Consider the following 22,486-nt stretch of genomic DNA (forward strand, 5'->3'; position numbering starts at 1 on the left):
CGGTGGAGGAGGCCAGGTCGGGAGCGGCCGGGGCAGGGGCGGCACGGCCGGAGGACGCCCGGAGAGGTGCGCCCGGGGCGGCCGTCGTCGTCGCGGACGTGGCCAGGTGGAGGCGGGTGAAGGCCAGGGCCTCCGCGAGGTCGGCCTCGCGTTCGGCGGAGGACATCGCTCGGCGGGTGTTGACCTCGATGACGACATGGCCGTCGAACGACGTACGGGCCAGCCGCTCCAGCAGCTCCGCGCACGGCTGGTCGCCCCGGCCGGGCACCAGGTGCTCGTCCTTGGCCGACCCCTTGCCGTCGGCGAGGTGGACGTGGGCGAGCCGGTCGCCCATCCGGTCCACCATGGCGAGGCTGTCGGTGCGGGCGGTCGCGGTGTGCGAGAGGTCGACCGTGAAGTGCCGGTAGTCGTCGTTGGTGACGTCCCAGTCGGGGGCGTACGCGAGCATCTCGCGGTCCCGGTAGCGCCACGGGTACATGTTCTCGACGGCGAACCGGACGTCCGTCTCGTCCGCCATCCGCCAGATGCCGGTCACGAAGTCCTTGGCGTAGTTGCGCTGCCACCGGAACGGCGGGTGCACCACGACGGTGGAGGCGCCCAGCTTCTCGGCGGCGGCTCTCGCCCGCTGGAGCTTGACCCACGGGTCGGTGGACCAGACCCGCTGGGTGATCAGGAGGCAGGGGGCGTGGACCGCCAGGATCGGGACCTGGTGGTAGTCGGAGAGCCGGCGCAGGGCCTCGATGTCCTGGCTGACGGGGTCGGTCCAGACCATGACCTCGACGCCGTCGTACCCCAGACGCGCGGCGATCTCGAAGGCCGTCGCGGTGGACTCGGGGTAGACCGAGGCCGTAGACAGGGCGACCTTCGCATCGGGGATGCGCACCACTGGTTCTGCCACCTGGACAGCCTACGGGCACCGGTGCGCAAGGCGGAGGGGCCCTGGCGGAAAGTGATCAGGGCCATGGGCCGGTGACCGTACGTCACCCCGGCAGTGCGGCCCGCTGCCCCCGCACTCCTGCCGGGCCGTGCCCCCGCCCGCTGCCGCCCCGTATGCCGGTCGGGCCGTGCCCCCGCCCGCTGCCGCCCCGTATGCCGGTCGGCCGGCGTACGAGCCGTCCGGCCGGTGTCCAAGGGGCCCGGCCGGTGTCGCGGCTCCCGCCGTACGTCACCCCGGCAGTGCGGCCCGCTCCACCGGGAGGTGGTCCAGGCGGCGCAGGATGACGCCCTCGCGCAGGGCCCACGGGCAGATCTCCAGCTCCTCCACCCCGAACAGGTCCATCGCGGCCTCCGCCACCAGCGCCCCCGCCAGCAGCTGGGCGGCACGGCCCTCGGAGACGCCGGGCAGCCGGCCGCGCTCCTCCACCGTCATCGCGGCCAGCTTCGGCACCCACTCCTCCAGGGCCCGGCGGCTCAGCGAGCGCTGCACGTAGAGGCCCTCGGTGGAGCGGGCGGCGCCGGCGATCCGGGCGAGCTGCTTGAACGTCTTGGAGGTGGCGACCACGTGGTCCGGGCGGCCGGAGCGGCTGAACACGCCCACCGTCCGCGCGATGGTGGCCCGTACGTGCCGGCGCAGCGCCCGGACCTGCTCGGGGTCGGCCGGGTCGTCCGGCAGCCAGGCGCCCGTGAGGCGGCCCGCGCCGAGCGGGAGGGAGACGGCCGTGTCCGGCTCCTCGTCGATCCCGAAGGCGATCTCCAGCGAACCGCCCCCGATGTCCAGGACCAGCAGCTTCCCCGCCGACCAGCCGAACCAGCGGCGGGCGGCCAGGAAGGTGAGCCGCGCCTCCTCCTCACCGCTCAGGACGGCGAGGTCGACCCCGGTCTCGACCCGTACGCGCTCCAGGACCTCGTCCGCGTTGGTCGCCTCGCGCACGGCGGAGGTGGCGAACGGCAGCACGTCCTCGCACCCCTTGTCCTCGGCGGCCTGGACCGCGTCGGCGATCGTCGAGACGAGCCGGTCCACGCCCAGCGGGCCGATCGAGCCGCCCTCGTCGAGCAGTTCGGCGAGCCGCAGCTCCGCCTTGTGCGAGTGGGCGGGCAGCGGGCGGGCGCCGGGGTGGGCGTCGACCATCAGCAGATGAACCGTGTTCGATCCCACGTCGAGGACTCCGAGTCTCATACGGGAACGCTACTGCGCCGCGCGACTTACTCTGGGCGCGTGCCAAAGACGAAAAAGGCTAAGCAGGACAAAGCCACGAAGAAGCAGAAGTCGAACAAGCAGGCAGCACGGCCGGAGGCGAACGGACCCGATCCGTCCGACGAGAAGGGCCTCGACTTCGCACGGGCCTGGGTGGAGTTCCCCGACCCGGGCGACGACGAGCAGGTCTTCCGCTGCGATCTGACCTGGCTCACCTCCCGCTGGACCTGCATCTTCGGCAGCGGCTGCCAGGGCATCCAGGCGGGCCGCGCCGACGACGGCTGCTGCACGCTGGGCGCGCACTTCTCCGACGAGGACGACGAGAAACGGGTCGCGGGACACGTGGCACGCCTCACCCCGGAGCTGTGGCAGTTCCACGACGTCGGCACGGAGACGGGCTGGGTCGGTGTCGACGAGGACGGCGAACGCCAGACGCGCCGCTGGGAGGGGTCCTGCATCTTCCAGAACCGGCCCGGCTTCGCCGCCGGGGCGGGCTGCTCGCTGCACATCCTGGCGCTGCGGGAGGGCAAGGAGCCGCTGGAGACCAAGCCGGACGTCTGCTGGCAGCTTCCGGTACGGCGTACGTACGACTGGATCGACCGGCCGGACGACACCCGGGTGCTCCAGGTGACGATCGGGGAGTACGACCGCCGGGGCTGGGGTCCGGGCGGCCATGACCTGCACTGGTGGTGCACGTCGGCCACCTCGGCGCACGGGGCCGGGGAGCCGGTGTACGTCTCCTACCGGCCGGAGCTGGTCGAGCTGATGGGCAAGGAGGGGTACGACCGGCTCGTCGAGCTGTGCGAGGAGCGGCTGGCCTCGCTGCTGCCGATGGCCCCGCATCCGGCGGACCCGGAGAGCTGAGGGGCCCGGAGGGTCTCGGGTGCGCGGAAACCCTCGGGTGCGCGGAAGCCAGCGGGTCTGCGTCGTCAGTCCGTCGGCGTCGGATCGCTCGGGGCCGGGTCCGTCGGGGGCGGGTCCGTGGGGTCCGGGTCCGGTGGGTCCGTGGGGTCGGTCGGGGCCGGGTCGGTGGGGGTCGGGTCCGTGGGGCCGGGGTCGGTGGGGCCCGGGTCGGTCGGACTCGGACCCGGGTCCGTGGGGCCGGGATCGGTCGGGCCCGGGTCCGTGGGTCCAGGTCCGGGCCCCGGACCCGGACCCGGATCGGTCGGGCCGGGGTCGGTCGGGTGCGGGTCCGTGGGACGGGGGGTGCCGGGGCCCGGGCGGGTGGGGTCGGTGGTGGTGGGCGGGGTGGTCGTGCCCCGGCCCTCGATGATCACGGCGGAGCCCGAGGGGTCCAGCGCGATCCGGGCCCGCCACGGGCCGCGCGGGGCCACCGCGTGGTCGACGGCGACCGTGACGGTGGTGGACCGGCCGGCCGCGAGCGTGCCCGCCGTACGGCTGAGGCGCAGCCACCGCGCGTCGGTGGCGGCCGTCCAGTCGACCGGGCCGTGGGCGGACGCGGTCAGCGTGATCGTCGTGAGCGCGCCGGAGGTCCTGGCCGTGACGGTCAGGCGGCCCGCGCTCCCCCGGTCGCCGCCGACGCTGACGACCTCGGCCGTGACGTCCGGGGAGTGGACCCCGCGCCGGTCGCCGGGGTGGGCGCTGCCCGCCTTCTCGTAGGCCGATCCCGGGTCGTCGGTCCGCTCGCCCGCACCCTCGATCTCGGTGGCGGTGACCTTGGAGCCGTCGTGGCCCTCGCCGGTGAGCGGGGCGCCCCGGTAGGCGGCCCACAGGGCGATCACGGGGGCGGCGACCACGGTGGCGACCACCGTCGTCGTCACGACCCGGGCGCGCAGCCGGTCCCGGCGGGCGGCGTCGTCCTTGGGGTCGAGCGGATAGCCGGTACGGCCGAAGCGCGGGTGGCCCGCACGGGAGCGGCGGGCCTGGACCAGGGCGACGTGGACCGAGGGGCGCGGGGCCTCGACGAGCGGCAGCCGGGCGGTGACCGGGGTGACGGTGGCCCCGGGCCAGGGCCCTGCGGCGTCGACGCGTTCGGCGGCGCGGCGGCAGCGGGGGCAGTCGTCGACGTGCCGGACCAGTTCACGGCGGAGCGTGGCGGAGAGGAGCACCCGGTGGTCGCCGGTGAGCCCGGCGACGGTGGGGCAGCCGGCGGTCTCCACGACGGTGAGCGCGGCCCGGGTGCGCTCGACCTCGCAGGCCGCGGCGGCGAGCAGTTCGCGGGCGGCGGCCGGTTCCAGGCCGAGCACGGAGGCGACGGCGCGCGGGGTGAGCCGGTGGCGTACGGCCAGCTCGAGCGCCTCGCGCTGCTCCGGGGTGGTGCCCGCGGCCTCGGGCCAGGCGAGGGTGGCCAGCTCCCGGCGGCGCGCCTCGGCGGCCGGGGACTCGGCGGGGGCGGGGGCGGCGGCGTCCTCGGGGGTGGTGGGCGGGACCGGGCGGGGGTCGGCGTGCGGGCCGGTACGGGTGGGGTGGGGAGCGGTCCCGGCGATGGAGGTGGCCGCGGAGACGTCGGTGGCGGCGGAGCGGCCGGTGGCGGCGGAGCCCGTGGTTCCGGAGCCCGTGGTTCCGGTGCCCTCGGTGGTGAGGGCTGCCGGTGGGCACCCGGCCGGTGACGTGCTTCCGGCCGCCGCCGACGGCCTGCGGTGGGCCTGGCGGCCGCGCCTGCGCGCGGTGAGCGTGCGCAGACAGATCCAGCGGGCCAGGGCGTAGAGCCAGGATGTACGTTCCTCCTCGCCCTCGGGGCACCGGGCCTCGTGCCGTTCGGCCACCGCCAGAACCGCGCCGAGGGCCTCGGTCGCCGCGTCGTGGTCGCAGAGCACGGAGAGGCAGTAGGTGAAGAGTCCGTCGAGATACGGCTCGTAACGTGCGGCCGGGCGCTGGGCCGAGGCGTGCGGTGCTCGCCGGTGCGCCCGGTGTGCGCCGGTGGTGTGCGTGGAGGTCTGCAGCCTGCTGCTCGTCACCCGGCGACCGTAGGCAGAGGAGTACGCCCCCTTGGCGCCCCTTGAGGACATTTAATCCTTACGGGTGAACGAATCCCTCGAAAGGGGTGGGGGGCCACGCATTCCGCCCCCGATGCTTCCGTGCGCCCTCTGTGCGTGGAGCCCCCGCGCCCCCTCTCCGCCCGGATTCCCGGCCCTGCGCGGCCGCGTTCCCGCCCTGCGCGCGCGGCGTTGTCGGACCCCACCGATACGGTGACGCCATGGCTGCCCGTACGAAATCCGCGAAGGACCGGCCGTCCTACCGCTGCACCGAGTGCGGCTGGACCACCGCCAAATGGCTCGGCCGTTGCCCCGAATGCCAGGCCTGGGGGACGGTCGAGGAGTTCGGCGGCGCGCCCGCCGTGCGCACGACCGCGGCCGGGCGGGTCTCCACCGCCGCGCTGCCGATCGGCCAGGTCGACAGCCGTACGGCCACGGCGCGCTCGACCGGCGTCGGGGAGCTGGACCGGGTGCTCGGCGGCGGGCTGGTGCCGGGGGCCGTCGTGCTGCTGGCCGGTGAGCCGGGCGTCGGCAAGTCGACGCTGCTGCTGGACGTGGCGGCCAAGGCGGCGAGCGACGACCACCGCACGCTCTATGTGACCGCCGAGGAGTCCGCCAGCCAGGTCCGGCTGCGGGCCGACCGGATCAAGGCGATCAGCGACCACCTCTACCTCGCGGCGGAGACCGATCTCTCGGCGGTGCTCGCGCATCTGGACGAGGTCAAGCCGTCGCTGCTGATCCTGGACTCGGTGCAGACGGTCGCCTCGCCCGAGATCGACGGCGCGCCCGGCGGGATGGCCCAGGTCCGGGAGGTGGCCGGGGCGCTGATCCGGGCGTCCAAGGAGCGCGGGATGGCCACGCTGCTCGTCGGCCATGTCACCAAGGACGGCGCGATCGCCGGGCCCCGGCTGCTGGAGCACCTGGTGGACGTGGTGCTCTCCTTCGAGGGCGACCGGCACGCGCGGCTCCGCCTGGTGCGCGGCGTCAAGAACCGTTACGGGGCGACCGACGAGGTCGGCTGCTTCGAGCTGCACGACGAGGGCATCACCGGCCTCGCCGACCCCTCGGGCCTCTTCCTGACCCGGCGCGACGTCGCCGTCCCGGGCACCTGCCTCACGGTGACGCTGGAGGGCAAGCGGCCCCTGGTCGCGGAGGTGCAGGCGCTCACGGTCGACTCACAGATCCCCTCGCCCCGGCGCACCACCTCCGGTCTGGAGACCTCCCGGGTCTCGATGATGCTCGCCGTGCTGGAGCAGCGCGGCCGGATCAGCGCGCTCGGCAAGCGGGACATCTACAGCGCGACGGTCGGCGGCGTGAAGCTCACCGAGCCCGCCGCCGACCTCGCGGTCGCGCTGGCGCTGGCCAGCGCCGCCAGTGACACCCCGCTCCCGAAGAACCTGGTGGCGATCGGCGAGGTGGGGCTCGCGGGCGAGGTCAGAAGGGTCACCGGGGTGCAGCGGCGGCTGGCGGAGGCCCACCGCCTCGGCTTCACCCACGCCCTGGTGCCGACCGACCCGGGGCGGGTTCCTTCGGGTATGAAGGTCACAGAAGTCGCCGACATGGGGGATGCTCTGCGGGTCCTCCCGCGCCGGTCTCGTCAGGAGGCGCCGCAGCCTCGTCAGGATGAGAACGCGCGCCGGTAGACTTTGCCCTGGTCTCGCCCGCCCGTGGACACGGCATGGGGGACGCAAGGGCACCGCAAACCTGTTGACCGGAGGAGTGCAGTGGCAGCCAACGACCGGGCGGCAGCGCCCGGAAAGTCCGGCCAAGGCACCGGCAACGAAGCGCTGATGCGCGCCTCGTTGAGCGCGGTCGCGCCCGGAATGGCCCTGCGGGACGGCCTGGAGCGCATTCTCCGCGGCAACACCGGCGGGCTGATCGTCCTCGGCATGGACAAGACCGTCGAGTCGATGTGCACCGGCGGGTTCGTGCTGGACGTGGAGTTCACCGCGACCCGGCTGCGGGAGCTGTGCAAGCTCGACGGGGCGCTGATCCTCGACAAGGACATCACCAAGATCCTGCGGGCCGGGGTGCAGCTGGTCCCGGACGCCTCGATCCCCACGGAGGAGACGGGCACCCGGCACCGCACGGCGGACCGGGTCTCCAAGGCGTGCGGCTTCCCCGTCGTCTCGGTCTCCCAGTCCATGAGGCTGATCGCGCTGTACGTGGACGGGGAGCGGCGGGTCCTGGAGGAGTCGTCCGCGATCCTCTCCCGGGCCAACCAGGCCCTCGCCACGCTGGAGCGGTACAAGCTCCGCCTCGACGAGGTGGCCGGCACGCTCTCCGCGCTGGAGATCGAGGACCTGGTCACCGTCCGGGACGTGACGGCGGTGGCGCAGCGGCTGGAGATGGTCCGGCGGATCGCGACCGAGATCGCGGAGTACGTGGTGGAGCTGGGCACCGACGGCCGGCTCCTCTCGCTCCAGCTGGACGAGCTGATCGCGGGCGTGGAGCCGGAGCGGGAGCTGGTGGTCCGGGACTATGTGCCCGAGCCGACGGCGAAACGGTCGCGCACGGTGGCGGAGGCGCTGACGGAGCTGGACTCCCTCAGCCACACGGAGCTGCTGGAGCTGCCGGTGGTGGCGCGGGCGCTGGGGTACAGCGGCTCGCCGGAGACCCTGGACTCGGCGGTCTCGCCGCGCGGCTTCCGGCTGCTGGCGAAGGTGCCGAGGCTGCCGGGGGCGATCATCGAGCGGCTGGTGGAGCACTTCGGGGGCCTGCAGAAGCTGCTGGCCGCGAGCGTGGACGACCTCCAGACCGTGGACGGAGTCGGCGAGGCGCGGGCGCGCAGCGTGCGTGAGGGGCTCTCGCGGCTGGCGGAGTCGTCGATCCTGGAACGGTACGTCTGAGCCGGCCGCACCCACCCGGCCCGTCCGGCGTGTGAGGACGGCAGCCTCGGCCGAGGCGGGCGGTACGCACAGGGCTCACCCGGTCCCGTGAGGGCGACGCCCGCCCACGTACAGGGTTCCGTCCTCAAACGCCGGACGGGCTGAGGTTCCCCCGGCTCACCCGGGCCCGTGAAGGCGACGCCCAACCACGTGCACGGTTCCGTCCTCAAACGCCGGACGGGCGGGAAGTGGTGCGAACGGGCTGGAAGTGCTGCGGGCGGGCTGGGAGTGGCCCGCCGGACCGGCGGGAAGTGCGGCTAGTCCTTCTTCAGGACGAACGACGCCCGGCGGAGCGGGGTGTCCGGGGCCTTCGCCTCCAGGAGGTACGTGCCGGGGGCGGCCTTGCCGGGCGGCGGGGTGGCGCAGTTGGGGGCGGAGCGGGCCCGGTTCCAGTCCACCGTGTGCACGATCGTCGCACCGGCCGGGACCTGGAAGAAGAGCGGGCCCGGGGCCGCCGGGCAGTCCTTCGAGGACCAGATCACGTCGTCGTTGTCCTCGCTGGCCTCGGTGACCGTGAGCACGACGTTCTTCGGGCCGAGGTCGGTCTTGCACGCCGCCGACGAGGTGTTGCGGGCGATGATCTCGAACTTGGGCCGGTCGTCGGGGCCGTAACTGACCTTCGTGCGCAGGGTCAACTCCAGTGCGCCCGGTTTGCATTCGGGGAGCGGGGAGTTGGCCGGGACCTGCCGGCCGGCCGTGGAGCCGCCGGAGCCCGTACCACCGTCACCCGCACCGGCCGTGTCCGCACCGCCTGTTGACGTACCGCCGGATCCGGATCCTGAGCCGGAGTCGCCCTCCGAGCCCGCGCCGGACGTGTCGCCGCTGCCGCCGCCGGAGCCGCCCGTGCCCTCGGAACCCTCCGAGTCCTCCGACTCGTCCCGCCCGCCCGGCCGTTGGGTGATCCTCGGGCCGGAGCTGCCGGGACCGGGAGTGATCGACTCGACCGGGTCGGAGCCGCCGGGCTTGCCGTCGTCCTTCGTCCCGCCGCCGTTGACGGAGGTGACGGCCCAGGCGATCAGCGCCGCGAGCAGCGCAACCAGAAGCCCCGCTACCGCCCTTCGGCGCCAGTAGATGCTGGAGGGAAGCGGACCGACCGGATTGCGCATAGATCCCACGGGTCGAACTCTACGAGAGATCGAAGCGGTCCCGACCCCCACCCGCCGCTCCGGTCACAGTTTTTGCCGATCATCATCAAGTTCTGCCGATGATCACCACGGCGGCCGGTCGCGGGGACCCGGTCCCAGGGGACAGAACGGGTGGCGTTCCCGCCTCTCGGGGCAGCCGCGCGGGCCGACACCCCCGCACCCGTGACGCCCTTCCCCGCTTCCGTGCCAGGATCGTCAGTGCCATGACTGCCATGACTTCGACTTCCTCCCAGACGCCCCGCTCGCCCCAGGGGCCGCAGACGCCCACCGCCGACTCTCTCCACACCCCCGTCATCGGGTGGTTCGAGCAGCATGCCCGCGATCTCCCCTGGCGCCGCCCCGAGGCGGGCGCCTGGGGCGTGATGGTCAGCGAGTTCATGCTGCAGCAGACCCCGGTGAGCCGGGTCCTCCCGGTCTACGAACAGTGGCTGGCCCGCTGGCCCCGCCCCGCCGACCTGGCCGCCGAGGCGCCCGGGGAGGCGGTCCGCGCCTGGGGCCGGCTCGGCTACCCGCGCCGCGCGCTGCGGCTGCACGGGGCCGCGCAGGCGATAACGGAACGGCACGGCGGTGACGTACCGAGCGAGCACGCCCAGCTGCTGGCGCTGCCCGGGATCGGGGAGTACACGGCGGCCGCCGTGGCCTCGTTCGCTTACGGGCAGCGGCACGCCGTACTCGATACGAACGTCCGCCGGGTGTTCGCCCGCGCCGCGAACGGCATCCAGTACCCGCCGAACGCGACCACCGCCGCCGAGCGCAAGCTCGCCCGGGCCCTGCTGCCGGAGGCGGACGAGCGGGCGGCGAAGTGGGCGGCGGCCACCATGGAGCTGGGCGCGCTCGTGTGCACCGCCCGCAACGAGAGCTGTGAGCGCTGCCCGATCTCCGCCCAGTGCGCCTGGCGGCTGGCCGGGAAGCCCGCGCACGAGGGGCCGCCGCGCAAGGGCCAGACGTACGCGGGGACCGACCGGCAGGTGCGCGGGCGGCTGCTCGCGGTGTTGCGGGACGCGCTCACCCCCGTCCCCCAGTCCGCGCTGGACGCGGTGTGGGACGAGCCGGTGCAGCGGGCCCGGGCGCTGGACGGGCTGGTCGCGGACGGGCTGGTCGAACCGCTGGCGGACGGCCGGTACCGGCTGCCGCTGACCTGAGGGGTACGGCCCCGGGGCCGTACCCGCCCCCCGCTGTTACACAACCGATGGGCAGCCGTGCATCCGCCTACGGCTGCTCCGCACAACCTCGTGACAACGCCTCCGTAGCGTCTCCGACAGCAGTACACGGGGATCCAACGGGGACGGAGGCGGTTGTCATGGCGCAGGGCGAGGTGCTCGCATTCGAGGACTACGTACGCACACGGCAGGAGGCGCTGCTGCGGAGCGCACGGCGTCTGGTCCCCGACCCCGTCGACGCACAGGACCTGCTCCAGACCGCCCTGGTGCGGACGTACGGCCGCTGGGACGGCATCGCCGACAAGTCCCTGGCCGACGCCTATCTGCGCCGCGTCATGATCAACACTCGTACGGAGTGGTGGCGGGCGCGCAAGCTGGACGAGGTGCCCACCGAGCAGCTGCCCGACGCGAGCGTCGACGACGGCAGCGAGCAGCGCGCCGACCGGGCGCTGCTGATGGACGTCCTCGGGATCCTGGCTCCGAAGCAGCGCAGCGTGGTCGTGCTGCGACACTGGGAGCAGATGAGTACGGAGGAGACGGCCGCGGCTCTCGGGATGTCGGCGGGCACGGTCAAGAGCACGCTGCACCGGGCGCTGGCCCGGCTGCGGCAGGAGCTGGAGAGCCGTGAGCTGACCAGCCGCGAGGCGGTCGCCCGCGAGCACGGGCGGCGGACCGGCGGTCGCCCGGAGACCGCGGGCCGGACCGGGAACCACCGGGAGGCCGTGAGCCGGCCCGGGAACCATCAGCAGGCCGCGGGCCGTCCCGGTAGTCATCGGGGCGCGGCGCCCGTCACTCCCTCCGGCCGGGTCCCGGCCCAGCGGTCGAAGGCCTCCGCCGCCCCGGCGTCGGTCACCTCCGTGACGGCGGCGCGGGCCAACACACCGGCGCTCCACGGCGGGCGTCACGACGAGCGGGGGCGGGAGCGGTGCGCGGCCTGACAGCCAGTAGCGACGGGACCGGCGGAGACCGCGGGGCACCCCGGAGCGGCAGCGGAGCCGGAGCCGGTACGGGCCTCGGGGGCCGCACCGGCGGGACGAGCGCCGACGACGGCGGCGCCCCCGGCAGACCCCGACGGAACCGTGGGTTCCGGGCAGGTATGGCGGCGAGTGGTACGGCCCTGGCCGGACTCGCCGCCTTCGGGCTGTTCTGCGTCGGCTGCGCCACCGGCGGCACCGGCACCCGCGACGAGGGCCCCGCCGGCAGCCAGCCGGTCGCCCAGGTCTCCCCCCGCTCCGCCCCCTCCGGCACCGCCCCGGCGGTCCGGCGGGTCGACGCCGTACGGCTCCTGAAGGCCGACCCCAAGGTGGGCAAGGAGGTCCGGGAGGTCCTGGAGCCCTGCGCGGGCAAGGCCTACCCCGTCGACACCTCCTACGGCTCCATGACCGGCGGCCGGTCCGCCGACGTCCTGGTCAACGTGATGAGCTGCGCCGACTCGGTGGGGCTCGGGACGTATGTCTACCGGGCCCGCGAGGACGGCTCGTACGAGAACGTCTTCACGGTCGAGGTGCCCGCCGTCTACGGCACCATCGACCGCGGCGACCTGGTGGTGACGACGCAGATCTACCAGGCCGAGGACCCGATGACCTCCCCGTCCGGCTCCGAGGTGGTCACCTACCGTTGGACCGACGAGCGCTTCACCGAGCACGACCGGGTGCACAACGACTTCAGCAGCCCCGTCGACGCGACGGACGACGACCTGCCCCCGCAGTCGGAACCGGGCCGGCGGCCCGGACCGAGCGGGAACTGAAAGCGAGACCCAACCCCCATGGCCGAGACCCACGTCCTCTTCGTCGAGGACGACGACGTCATCCGTGAGGCCACCCAGCTCGCCCTGGAACGGGTCGGCTTCACGGTCACCGCGATGCCCGACGGGCTCCAGGGCCTGGAGGCCTTCCGGGCCGACCGGCCGGACATCGCGCTGCTCGACGTGATGGTGCCGGGGCTCGACGGAGTGAGCCTCTGCCGCCGTATCCGGGACGAGTCGACCGTGCCCGTGATCATGCTCTCCGCGCGGGCCGACTCCATCGACGTGGTGCTCGGCCTGGAGGCCGGGGCCGACGACTACGTCACCAAGCCGTTCGACGGCGCGGTCCTGGTCGCCCGCATCCGGGCCGTGCTGCGCCGCTTCGGCCACGCGGCCGGTCCGGAGGGGACGGGCCAGGGCGGCACGGAAGGGGAGGCCGAGGGGCTGGCCGGGGTGCTGGTCTTCGGCGACCTGGAGGTCGACACGGAGGGCATGGAGGTCCGGCGCGGCGGCGAGCAGGTGGCGCTGACGCCCACCGAGATGCGGCTGCTGCTGGAGTTCTCTGCCGCGCCCGGCACCGTGCTCTCCCGCGACAAGCTCCTGGAGCGGGTCTGGGACTACGGCTGGGGCGGGGACACCCGCGTCGTGGACGTCCACGTCCAGCGGCTGCGCACGAAGATCGGCCAGGACCGGATCGAGACGGTCCGCGGCTTCGGCTACAAGCTGCGCGGATGAGACGGGCGGCGCGGATGGAACGGGCCGCGGGGATCGGACGAGCTGCGGGGACGGGACCGGCTGCGGGAGCGGGACGGGTCGCAGGAGCAGAACCGGCCGCAGGAGTGGAACGGGCCGCAGGAGCGGGACCGGCTGCAGGAGCGGGACCGGCTGCAGGAGCGGGACCGGCTGCAGGGACAGGGCGGACAGCGGGGGCGGGGCGGCTGCACACTGCGCGGCCGCGCCTGGCCACGGGGACGGAACGCATGCGGATACGGACGGAGCGGCCGGTGGGGGGCGTATGAAGCGGCTGGCCCTGCGGACCGGTGTCCGCTGGAAGATCAGCATCGCCATCGCCGCGGTCGGCGCGCTCATCGCGGTGGCGCTGAGCCTCGTCGTCCACAACGCGGCCCGGGTCTCGATGATCGAGAACGCCCGCGAGGTACAGCTGGAGCGGCTCCTCGGTGCCCAGCGGTTCTACGAGGCGGCGAGCACGCAGAAGAACCTGCCGAAGTTCGGCGCGAAGCTCAACGACCCGGCGATCCCGCCCAGCCTCCGCGACGAGGTCCGCAAGAACCGGCGGGCCACCCATGTGGCCGAGACGCCCGACGGGGTGCCCGACGTCTGGGCGGCCGTCCCGCTGGCCAATGGGGACGTGCTCTCGCTGCACACCCGGTTCGCCGACCGGTCCGCCACGATCATGGACGACCTGGACCGGGCGCTGATCATCGGCTCGGTCTCGGTCGTCTTCGGCGGCTGCGCGCTCGGCGTCCTCATCGGCGGCCAGCTCTCGCGCCGGCTGCGCAAGGCGGCGGCCGCGGCGGGCCTGGTCGCCCAGGGCCAGACCGACGTCCGGGTACGCGAAGCGGTCGGCGGGGTCGTGCGGGACGAGACGGACGAGCTGGCGCGGGCGGTCGACGCGCTGACCGACGCCCTGAACGAGCGGATCGAGGCGGAGCGCCGGGTCACCGCCGACATCGCCCATGAGCTGCGCACCCCGGTGACCGGGCTGCTCACGGCGGCCGAGCTGCTGCCGCCGGGCCGCCCGACCGAGCTGGTACGGGACCGGGCCCAGGCGATGCGGACGCTGGTCGAGGACGTGCTGGAGGTGGCCCGCCTGGACAGCGCTTCGGAGCGGGCGGAGCTCCAGGAGCTGCCGCTCGGGGAGTTCGTCAGCCGCCGGATCGGGCTGCTGGACCCGGATGTGACCGTGCGGGTGGTGCACGAGTCGTGGGTCTCCACGGACCCGCGCCGTCTGGAGCGGATCCTCGGCAATCTCCTCGGCAACGCGGCCAAGCACGGCTCCACGCCGGTGGAGGTCACGGTGGAGGGCCGGGTGGTCCGGGTGCGGGACCACGGTCCGGGATTCCCGGAGGAGCTGCTGCGGGACGGGCCGAGCCGGTTCCGTACGGGGTCGGTGGACCGGGCCGGGCACGGACACGGCCTGGGCCTGACGATCGCGGCAGGCCAGGCACGGGTCCTGGGGGCCCGGCTGACCTTCCGGAACGCGGCGCCCTCGGGTGCGGCGGAGGGCACGGGCGGGGCGATCGCGGTGCTGTGGCTGCCGGAGCACGCGCCGACGAACACGGGCAGCTTCCCGACGCTGCGGAGCGCGGAGGAGCGGCAGCCGCAGGCGTGAGAGCGCCTGTGGAGGGCGCGGCCGTGGAGGGCGACCGTGGAGGGCGCGTCTGCGGAGGGCGCGTCCGCGGAGGGCGTCCGGCAACGCCGACGGCGACCCCGAGGAGTGAGCCATGAGGCTGTCCTCGACGTCGCCGTCGGTCGGGTGACCCGGGCGCACGCCCCGGGTACCGGGGTGTAACGGGTCCACTGAACGCTCTTCGGTTGTGCTGCGCGGCCGCCGGGCGGCGCTGGGCGCCTGGTCTCCGGCTGCGGACCGCGCGGTTACGCCGGCCGGATCAGATGGAGACGTGCACCGAGCGGAGGAACGCGGCCGGGTTCAGCGCCGAGCCGTAGTTCGGGGTGGTGCGGATCTCGAAGTGCAGGTGCGGGCCGCTGGAGTTTCCGGTGTTGCCGGACAGGGCGATCTTCTGGCCCGTCTTGACCTTCTGGCCGATCTTGACGTTGACCTTCGACAGGTGCGCGTACTGCGAGTACTTGCCGTTGGCGTGCTTGATCACGACGGCGTTGCCGTACGCGGGGCCGTCGCCGGCGCCGTTCGGGCCGGCCTTGACGACGGTGCCGGTGTGGACGGCCGAGACCGGGGTGCCGACCGGCACGGCGAAGTCCTGGCCGGAGTGCTTGGCGGCCCAGCGGGCGCCGCCGGTGCCGTAGCTGGCGGTCAGCGTGTACTTCTTGACCGGGGACTTCCAGGAGGCGGCGTTCTTCTTCGCCGCCTTCTTCTTGTCCTCGGCCTTCTTCTTGGCGTCCGACGCCTTCTTGACGGCGGCCTTGCTCTGCGCGGTGGCCTGCTGGGCGACCGACTCGGCGGTGGTGCCCGCGGCGAGGGCGGCGGTACCGGTGGTGCCCGAGGCGAACGCCGTGCCAGCACCCAGCACCACGGACGCCCCCAGGCCGGCGGCCAGAACGGCGCCGCGGATGCGGGAGGCGGACGGGCGGTTGGTGAGCTGGTTCGTTGCGCGCTTCATACGGTGAAGTCCTCCGAAGGTGAGTGGACCCGGCGTGCTGTCCGGGCTTGCTCAACCTTGGTAACCCGCACCCCCGCCGGTGCTCAAACACCCCATCTACGAAGAAAAGCCGTAGAGAGGGGCCCGGGAATTCGTCTCGGTTGTCCTGTTTCGGGGCCTCGGGGAGGCGACGAAATCCCTCACCCGAACGAGGTTTAAACGCTGTTCTGCGGGCACTTTCCCGGACATGGCGCCGCGAACGGGCCGTATCGCCCGAAGCGCGGGCGGGGCGCCCGCCCGCCGGGGCGAAGGTCCCTCCACCGGGCCGGGCACCGGCTACGGCCCCGGGTAGTAGGCCTGTTTCGGCCTGTGCGCCTTGTCACCGCCGGTGGGACCTAGGTCCTTCCGATTCGGGACCTTCGGCCCGCTACGTCACTGCGCTGACGGGAAGGGGGACGGCGCCCGGAGGGACCGCCAGGACCGCCGGAAACACCCCCTGTCCCGGACGGCATCGAGCCGCCCGCCGCCGTCGAATCCCTCCGTAACGGGCTGGTGGAGGCGGCTTTCGCGGGCCCCGGACCGCCTGCTCGCCTTCGCGGTCGGGGACATCCGGATGGAGTCCCCCGCGAACCGCGCAAGAGGGGCCGAGGCGGGCGGCAAGGGGAGGGCCTGGGGACCGAGGCGCGTGCGGGAACGGGCACGACCCGGGTACAGGGCCGTACGCGCACGGCTGCCTTCGCCCTGAGCCCGCGGAACGCGGCGCCCGGGGAGGCGTGGGCGATCGGCCCGGAGATCGGCCCGGAGGACAACGGGGCAACGGGGCAACGGGCCGACCGGGCAACAGCAACAGCAACGGATCGACGGCGGGTTCGGTGGCAAGGTTCGGTGGCGGGGCCCCCGGTACATGAGCCGGTCCGTCCGCAGGGAGGCCACGATGGAGCACGCGGAAAAGGGGCTGCCCCGGACCGGCCGTAAAGCCGATTCCGGGGCAGCCCCTCACACGCGCTCGGGCTCACGCCCTACATCCGCGTCACGCGTCCTTCGACAGGTTCGGGCCGGCGCCGCCTGCCGCCTGCTCGATCGGGGGGACGTCGGGCAGGGCCGACTTCTCCTCGCCGCGGAACGAGAACTTCGCGTCGTCGCCCTCGCCCTCGACGCCGACGACCACGATGTGACCGGGGCGCAGCTCACCGAAGAGGATCTTCTCGGAGAGGACGTCCTCGATCTCACGCTGGATCGTCCGGCGCAGCGGCCGGGCGCCCATCACGGGGTCGTAGCCCCTCTTCGCCAGGAGCGACTTGGCCTCGGAGCTGAGCTCGATGCCCATGTCGCGGTCCTTGAGCCGCTCGTCGACCTTGGCGAGCATGAGGTCGACGATCTGGATGATGTCTTCCTCGGTCAGCTGGTGGAAGACCACCGTGTCGTCGACACGGTTGAGGAATTCCGGCCGGAAGTGCTGCTTGAGCTCTTCGTTGACCTTGACCTTCATGCGCTCGTAGTTGGTCTTGACGTCGCCCTGGGCGGCGAAGCCCAGGTTGAAGCCCTTGGAGATGTCCCGGGTCCCGAGGTTGGTCGTCATGATGATGACCGTGTTCTTGAAGTCCACGACCCGGCCCTGGGAGTCGGTCAGGCGACCGTCCTCCAGAATCTGGAGCAGGGAATTGAAGATATCGGGGTGGGCCTTCTCGACCTCGTCGAAGAGGACGACGGAGAACGGCTTGCGGCGCACCTTCTCGGTGAGCTGGCCGCCCTCCTCGTAGCCCACGTAGCCGGGGGGCGAACCGAAGAGGCGGGAAACCGTGTGCTTCTCGCTGAACTCCGACATGTCGAGGGAGATCAGCGCGTCCTCGTCGCCGAAGAGGAATTCGGCGAGCGTCTTGGACAGCTCCGTCTTACCGACACCGGACGGACCGGCGAAGATGAACGAGCCACCGGGGCGCTTCGGGTCCTTCAGACCGGCTCGCGTACGGCGGATCGCCTGCGAGAGGGCCTTGATGGCGTCCTTCTGGCCGATGACGCGCTTGTGGAGCTCGTCCTCCATGCGCAGCAGACGGGAGGACTCCTCCTCCGTCAGCTTGAAGACGGGGATGCCGGTGGCGGTGGCCAGGACCTCGGCGATCAGCTCGCCGTCGACCTCGGCGACGACGTCCATGTCGCCGGCCTTCCACTCCTTCTCCCGCTTGGCCTTCGCCGCCAGCAGCTGCTTCTCCTTGTCGCGGAGGGAGGCTGCCTTCTCGAAGTCCTGGGAGTCGATGGCCGACTCCTTGTCGCGGCGGACGCCCGCGATCTTCTCGTCGAACTCGCGGAGGTCCGGCGGCGCGGTCATCCGGCGGATGCGCATCCTCGATCCGGCCTCGTCGATCAGGTCGATCGCCTTGTCCGGCAGGAAGCGGTCCGAGATGTACCGGTCGGCCAGGGTCGCGGCCTGGACGAGGGCCTCGTCCGTGATGGAGACCCGGTGGTGGGCCTCGTAACGGTCGCGCAGACCCTTCAGGATCTCGATGGTGTGCGGCAGCGACGGCTCCGCGACCTGGATCGGCTGGAAGCGGCGCTCGAGGGCCGCGTCCTTCTCCAGGTGCTTGCGGTACTCGTCGAGCGTGGTGGCACCGATGGTCTGCAGCTCGCCTCGCGCCAGCATGGGCTTGAGGATGCTCGCCGCGTCGATGGCGCCCTCGGCGGCACCCGCACCGACCAGCGTGTGCAGCTCGTCGATGAACAGGATGATGTCGCCGCGGGTGCGGATCTCCTTGAGGACCTTCTTCAGGCGCTCCTCGAAGTCACCCCGGTACCGCGAACCGGCGACCAGGGCGCCGAGGTCCAGGGTGTAGAGGTGCTTGTCCTTGAGGGTCTCGGGCACCTCGCCCTTGACGATCGCCTGGGCCAGGCCCTCGACGACCGCCGTCTTGCCGACGCCGGGCTCGCCGATGAGGACCGGGTTGTTCTTGGTCCGGCGGGACAGCACCTGCATGACCCGCTCGATCTCCTTCTCGCGCCCGATGACCGGGTCGAGCTTGGACTCACGAGCGGCCTGGGTGAGGTTCCGGCCGAACTGGTCGAGCACCAGGGAGGTGGAGGGCGTGCCCTCCGCGGGGCCGCCCGCGGCCGCCGTCTCCTTGCCGCCCGAGTAGCCCGAAAGCAGCTGGATGACCTGCTGCCGGACCCGGTTCAGGTCGGCGCCCAGCTTCACGAGGACCTGGGCGGCGACGCCCTCGCCCTCGCGGATCAGGCCGAGCAGGATGTGCTCGGTGCCGATGTAGTTGTGGCCCAGCTGAAGGGCCTCGCGGAGCGACAGCTCCAGGACCTTCTTGGCTCGCGGAGTGAAGGGGATGTGCCCGGACGGAGCCTGCTGGCCCTGCCCGATGATCTCCTCCACCTGCTGGCGGACCGCCTCGAGCGAAATCCCGAGGCTCTCCAGGGCCTTAGCGGCGACACCCTCACCCTCGTGGATCAGGCCCAGGAGGATGTGCTCGGTGCCGATGTAGTTGTGGTTGAGCATCCGGGCTTCTTCCTGAGCCAGGACGACAACCCGCCGCGCGCGGTCGGTGAACCTCTCGAACATCGTTAATCGCTCCTCAGAGCGGTCGGTCAGTGAGGGGTCGGTCCCCTCCCAGTCCTTCCGCATGCTAGTCCCGCAGGACGGGACAGCTCATTCCAACTGCCGACATCCGTCCGGATCACCCCGCACCGGGCGGGGATTCTTACTGCCGAACAGCTGACAACTGCTCCAACCCGATGGTGCGAGACGATGTTCCCGCAGGCCAGGCAGATACCCCTATCGCCAGTACGCCGATGGCGAACGTGAGACGCCTCGGCCTGCGTGTCGCCCCTTCCCACTAGGAAAGTCTTACCCGCAATCACTGACAGTCCATGCGGCGCGCCCCGGTTCCCTCCGCTACGGGCGAACAACCTTGCGCTGCCGAACACTCCCGCGCGCCCCGGAAAAAGGGACGCAAAGTGTCCATTCAGGGACGGTGCGTAACTTCGCTGTCGCTTCGGGGGTTCATCGGACATGGCCCTCCCCGTCCCGCCGCCCCGATCGTCACCCGGCACCGGTCCGGATTCCTTCGGTCCCGGGCCCGCCGCTCTCGCCCGCTGGTACGAGCGGAAGCTCGGCTGGGCGACCGAGGGGCGCGCTCCGGTGCGGCTGCTCACCGGGGTCCGCTTCGACGTGCTGGAGCTTCCCGCCGAGGCGGGCCGTGCCCTGCTGCGCCGCCCTGTGCGGACCGGGCCGGTGCTGCTGAGCGGTGACCGGATGGGGCTGCTGGTCGCCCCGGGCGGCGCCGACGAGCTGCCGGGGCTGCTCGACTGGCTGGAATGGGGTCCCGTCGCGCCCGATCTGACCGCCCTGGGCGCCGGGGGCCGCATCACCGCTCCGGCGCTCCGGGGCGGTGCGGGCTCGCCGGGGGCCGCTCTGTGGCTGCGGCCCCCCGAGCCGGGGCTTCCGCCCGGGCCGGCGCTTCCCGCTCTCGCGGGCTTCGGGAGCGGTGGGGATGCCCCCGATCTCGTACGCCTGGTGGACGCGGCGGCGACGGAGTGCCATCGGGTCCGGTTGTCGCGTGCCCGGGCCGGGCTGCGTGACGGCAGTGCGTCGGATCAGCCGTTGGCCTTCTCGTAAGCCTCGCGGATCTCGGCGGGAACGCGGCCGCGGTCATTCACGTTGTGGCCGTTCTCCCGCGCCCACCGGCGGATTTCCGCGGTGTCCTTGTTGCCACCGGAGACGGCGCGGCCCTTGCCGCGGCCCGTCGCGGCGCGGCCACCGGTGCGGCGGCCACCCTTGGTGTAGGGCTCGAGAAGACCGCGAAGCTTGTCCGCATTGGCCGTGGTGAGGTCGATCTCGTAGGTCTTGCCGTCGAGGGCGAACGTCACGGTCTCGTCCGCCTCGACACCGTCGAGGTCATCGACAAGAAGGACCTGAACCTTCTGTGCCACGGGATTTCCTTTCATCGAAGAAAAGGGAGTACGCGGAAAGGAAACCGCTTTTCTCCGGAAAACACAAACCCCCGGGAGAGGTTCAGGAGCGCGAGAACACGGGAAACGTGCGCGATTCGGACATAGGGATGCGGGGATGAGGGCACGGCTTGAGTGCTTCATCCGCGCATCACAGGTGCAGAAGCATCCGGCTGTTGCCCAAGGTGTTCGGCTTCACCCGTTCGAGACCGAGGAACTCGGCGACACCCTCGTCGTAGGAACGCAGCAGCTCACTGTAGACATCGGTGTCGACCGGTGTCTCTCCGATCTCGACGAACCCGTGCTTGGCGAAGAAGTCCACTTCGAAGGTGAGGCAGAAAACCCTGCGGACCCCGAGCCAACGGGCGGTCTGCAAGAGCTTCTCCAGTACGTGATGCCCCACCCCGGCCCCCTTGATGCCGGCGTCGACGGCGAGGGTCCGGACTTCCGCGAGGTCTTCCCACATCACGTGGAGAGCGCCGCAGCCGACGACCCGGGCGTCCTCGTCGCGTTCCGCGACCCAGAACTCCTGGATGTCCTCGTAAAGGGTGACGGTGGCTTTGTCGAGCAGGATGCCACCGGACACGTACCCGTCGAGGAGGCGGCGTACGGATGGCACATCACCGGTCCTGGCGCGGCGGACGGTGATGGCGGGCTTATTTACCGACGGGTCGGTATGAAAGTCGGTATCCGCTTCGGTTTGCGGCTGCTCGGAGGACATGGCCCCGACGCTATCGCCCGCTCTCGGACTCCGTGTCATCGGCCGGGGTCTCCACGGGGCCCGGGGAAACCATACGAACGGCGTCCTGAAGTGCTTCGCGCTGCTCGGGCGACATCATCCCGAAGAACGCGACAAGGGCGGCGGCCGGGTTGTCGCTCTGGGACCAGGCTTCGTTCATCAGTGCGGCCGAGTAGGCGGCCCTGGTGGAGACGGCCGTATATCGATATGCCCGGCCGTCCACTTCCCTGCGGACCCAGCCCTTCTGATGGAGATTGTCCATTACCGTCATCACGGTCGTGTAGGCGATGGACCGTTCCTGCTGGAGGTCCTCAAGGACTTCCCGCACCGTGACCGGACGGTTCCATTGCCAGACGCGTGTCATCACGGCGTCTTCCAGCTCTCCCAATTGGCGGGGCACGGGATCACTTTAGTGCTAGATGTCCCGAATGGCTGGTTATTTACGGAGCCAAAAGAGCGCACGACTCCGATGAGCCGTGCGCTCCGAGGGGCGGGCGACGGGTTCCGCGGTGCGGAGGGGCCGCCGCAGCCGTCAGGCGTTCTCCGGACGAGCGGTCTGCTTTACCGATTCCGCGCGCGCCATCGCCGCGTCCACGGCGTCGTCCTCCTTGGTCTTGTTCGGACCGCCCTGACTCTTGACGATCGTCACGACCACACCGATGAAGAAGATGGCCATCACCACGGGGGGCACGAGCGCGGATACGTAGTCCATGCCGTCCAGAGTAGCGAGCCCCGGACGGCGGGACGCGGCGACCTCCCGTCTCTTCGGGAGGCCGCCGCGTCCGGGCGTGCAAGGGGCGGGGATCAGCCCGCGGCGCGCTCCTCCTCCGCCGGGGGCGGCGTGGGGCGGCGGCGGGGCGGGAAGACCTCGCCGGGCGTGGGCACCGGGCGCTTCGGGGCAGGTGTACGGCCCGGAGCCGGGGCCTTGGGGCGGTCCGGCTCCCGGTCGGCCACCCGGCCGCCGGGGAGGGCGAGCAGCCGGCCGCGCGGAGCGGGGGCCGCCGGGGCGGGCGTGCGGCCGGCGAGCCGGGCCCGTACGGAGCGCTCCGCGAGGATCTGGCAGCGCTCCAGGAGGGCCGCGGCGGCAGGTCTGCCGCGGAGCGCCCGCAGGGCCGCCAGATCGTCGGGGCGGGGGTCGTATCCGGCCGCCAGGGCGTCCTGGAGCAGTTCCAGATAGCCGGTGACGGAGCCGGGGAGGGCGTCGCGGTAGCGGGCCAGGTCGGCGAGGAGGAACGCTCGCAGCCGGCCAGCCTCCCCGACCGCCTCGTCCACGGAGCCCGCGAGCCGCAGGCAGTCCTGGACGTCCTCGTCGGACAGGGGCATGGGGTGGAGGGCGATGGCGAGGGCACGTCGGAGCACCCGCAGCTCGTCCGCGCTGAACGCCATGCCGCCTCGTGAACCGTAGGGCGTGGGCATGACGCGACAATACGTGCTAAATGGACAAAATCCTCTTAACTGGCTGCCGGTGGCGCGGCGCGGCCGAGAGCGGTGGTC

At 72.5% G+C, this 22,486-nt stretch carries 19 protein-coding genes and 1 pseudogene; 9 read left to right on the top strand and 11 right to left on the bottom strand.

Annotation, left to right across the window (positions count from 1 at the left end):
- Nucleotides 1–73: 73 nt before the first annotated feature.
- Nucleotides 74–886 (bottom strand): annotated as a pseudogene (locus tag ACQ9ZG_RS14000) (sugar phosphate isomerase/epimerase family protein); the annotation flags it as partial.
- 279 nt (nt 887–1,165) lie between these two features.
- Nucleotides 1,166–2,116, bottom strand: coding sequence for a Ppx/GppA family phosphatase (locus tag ACQ9ZG_RS14005; RefSeq protein WP_109917577.1), 951 nt, complete (start codon nt 2,114–2,116; stop codon nt 1,166–1,168).
- 39 nt (nt 2,117–2,155) lie between these two features.
- Here ACQ9ZG_RS14005 and ACQ9ZG_RS14010 point away from each other — a divergent pair, with 39 nt between their 5' ends.
- Complete coding sequence (locus ACQ9ZG_RS14010) at nt 2,156–2,998, top strand: DUF3109 family protein (RefSeq protein ID WP_109917576.1); 843 nt, start codon at nt 2,156–2,158, stop codon at nt 2,996–2,998.
- 65 nt (nt 2,999–3,063) lie between these two features.
- Here the strand turns inward: ACQ9ZG_RS14010 and ACQ9ZG_RS14015 are convergent, their stop codons facing one another.
- Nucleotides 3,064–5,052, bottom strand: coding sequence for a BACON domain-containing protein (locus ACQ9ZG_RS14015; RefSeq protein ID WP_499280599.1), 1,989 nt, complete (start codon nt 5,050–5,052; stop codon nt 3,064–3,066).
- A gap of 239 nt (nt 5,053–5,291) precedes the next feature.
- Here ACQ9ZG_RS14015 and radA point away from each other — a divergent pair, with 239 nt between their 5' ends.
- Entirely contained in the window at nt 5,292–6,713 is a 1,422-nt protein-coding gene (gene radA / locus ACQ9ZG_RS14020; protein WP_028416142.1) for a DNA repair protein RadA, read from the top strand.
- A gap of 81 nt (nt 6,714–6,794) precedes the next feature.
- Complete coding sequence (gene disA / locus ACQ9ZG_RS14025) at nt 6,795–7,919, top strand: DNA integrity scanning diadenylate cyclase DisA (RefSeq protein WP_028416141.1); 1,125 nt, start codon at nt 6,795–6,797, stop codon at nt 7,917–7,919.
- Between the two features lie 296 nt (nt 7,920–8,215).
- On the opposite strand, the gene ACQ9ZG_RS14030 is transcribed toward disA, so the two are convergent.
- Nucleotides 8,216–9,064, bottom strand: coding sequence for a hypothetical protein (locus ACQ9ZG_RS14030; protein ID WP_181398327.1), 849 nt, complete (start codon nt 9,062–9,064; stop codon nt 8,216–8,218).
- A 242-nt stretch (nt 9,065–9,306) separates the two neighbouring features.
- Between ACQ9ZG_RS14030 and ACQ9ZG_RS14035 the strand changes: the two genes are divergently transcribed.
- From ACQ9ZG_RS14035 to cseC, 5 genes are all read left to right on the top strand, one after another.
- Nucleotides 9,307–10,245 (top strand): HhH-GPD family protein, encoded by a 939-nt coding sequence (locus ACQ9ZG_RS14035; protein ID WP_499280601.1) that lies wholly within the window; start codon nt 9,307–9,309, stop codon nt 10,243–10,245.
- A gap of 158 nt (nt 10,246–10,403) precedes the next feature.
- Nucleotides 10,404–11,201, top strand: coding sequence for a SigE family RNA polymerase sigma factor (locus ACQ9ZG_RS14040; RefSeq protein ID WP_499280602.1), 798 nt, complete (start codon nt 10,404–10,406; stop codon nt 11,199–11,201).
- Between the two features lie 158 nt (nt 11,202–11,359).
- Nucleotides 11,360–12,010 (top strand): hypothetical protein, encoded by a 651-nt coding sequence (locus ACQ9ZG_RS14045; RefSeq protein ID WP_018489323.1) that lies wholly within the window; start codon nt 11,360–11,362, stop codon nt 12,008–12,010.
- Between the two features lie 18 nt (nt 12,011–12,028).
- Nucleotides 12,029–12,742, top strand: coding sequence for a two-component system response regulator CseB (gene cseB / locus ACQ9ZG_RS14050; protein WP_018489324.1), 714 nt, complete (start codon nt 12,029–12,031; stop codon nt 12,740–12,742).
- A 280-nt stretch (nt 12,743–13,022) separates the two neighbouring features.
- Nucleotides 13,023–14,360: a two-component system sensor histidine kinase CseC gene (gene cseC, locus ACQ9ZG_RS14055; RefSeq protein WP_018489325.1), complete on the top strand. Its 1,338-nt coding sequence runs from the start codon at nt 13,023–13,025 to the stop codon at nt 14,358–14,360.
- Nucleotides 14,361–14,637: 277 nt separating this feature from the next.
- On the opposite strand, the gene ACQ9ZG_RS14060 is transcribed toward cseC, so the two are convergent.
- Complete coding sequence (locus ACQ9ZG_RS14060) at nt 14,638–15,327, bottom strand: M23 family metallopeptidase (protein ID WP_028416137.1); 690 nt, start codon at nt 15,325–15,327, stop codon at nt 14,638–14,640.
- A 1,009-nt stretch (nt 15,328–16,336) separates the two neighbouring features.
- The gene (locus ACQ9ZG_RS14065; protein ID WP_028416136.1) at nt 16,337–18,865 is read right to left on the bottom strand and encodes an ATP-dependent Clp protease ATP-binding subunit; all 2,529 of its coding nucleotides are present in this window, start codon (nt 18,863–18,865) and stop codon (nt 16,337–16,339) included.
- A gap of 450 nt (nt 18,866–19,315) precedes the next feature.
- Between ACQ9ZG_RS14065 and ACQ9ZG_RS14070 the strand changes: the two genes are divergently transcribed.
- Nucleotides 19,316–19,921, top strand: a complete 606-nt coding sequence (locus ACQ9ZG_RS14070; RefSeq protein ID WP_099218425.1) for an SCO3374 family protein — start codon at nt 19,316–19,318, stop codon at nt 19,919–19,921.
- On the opposite strand, the gene ACQ9ZG_RS14075 is transcribed toward ACQ9ZG_RS14070, so the two are convergent.
- The 5 genes from ACQ9ZG_RS14075 to ACQ9ZG_RS14095 form a co-directional block, all read right to left on the bottom strand.
- A complete protein-coding gene (locus ACQ9ZG_RS14075; RefSeq protein ID WP_018489329.1) occupies nt 19,900–20,235 on the bottom strand; it encodes a histone-like nucleoid-structuring protein Lsr2 in 336 nt (111 codons plus the stop codon). The two genes, ACQ9ZG_RS14070 and ACQ9ZG_RS14075, sit on opposite strands and share 22 nt — an antisense overlap.
- A gap of 169 nt (nt 20,236–20,404) precedes the next feature.
- Nucleotides 20,405–20,974: an amino-acid N-acetyltransferase gene (locus tag ACQ9ZG_RS14080; RefSeq protein WP_084994353.1), complete on the bottom strand. Its 570-nt coding sequence runs from the start codon at nt 20,972–20,974 to the stop codon at nt 20,405–20,407.
- 10 nt (nt 20,975–20,984) lie between these two features.
- The gene (locus ACQ9ZG_RS14085) at nt 20,985–21,392 is read right to left on the bottom strand and encodes a BlaI/MecI/CopY family transcriptional regulator (protein WP_019764901.1); all 408 of its coding nucleotides are present in this window, start codon (nt 21,390–21,392) and stop codon (nt 20,985–20,987) included.
- Between the two features lie 132 nt (nt 21,393–21,524).
- On the bottom strand, nt 21,525–21,704 hold the full coding sequence (locus ACQ9ZG_RS14090; RefSeq protein WP_018489332.1) for a hypothetical protein: 180 nt from the start codon (nt 21,702–21,704) through the stop codon (nt 21,525–21,527).
- Nucleotides 21,705–21,796: 92 nt separating this feature from the next.
- Nucleotides 21,797–22,378, bottom strand: a complete 582-nt coding sequence (locus ACQ9ZG_RS14095) for a hypothetical protein (protein ID WP_028416132.1) — start codon at nt 22,376–22,378, stop codon at nt 21,797–21,799.
- Nucleotides 22,379–22,486: the final 108 nt, after the last annotated feature.

The organism is Streptomyces araujoniae, from assembly GCF_050871195.1.
In the GTDB taxonomy this organism is placed as follows: Bacteria; Actinomycetota; Actinomycetes; order Streptomycetales; family Streptomycetaceae; genus Streptomyces; species Streptomyces bacillaris.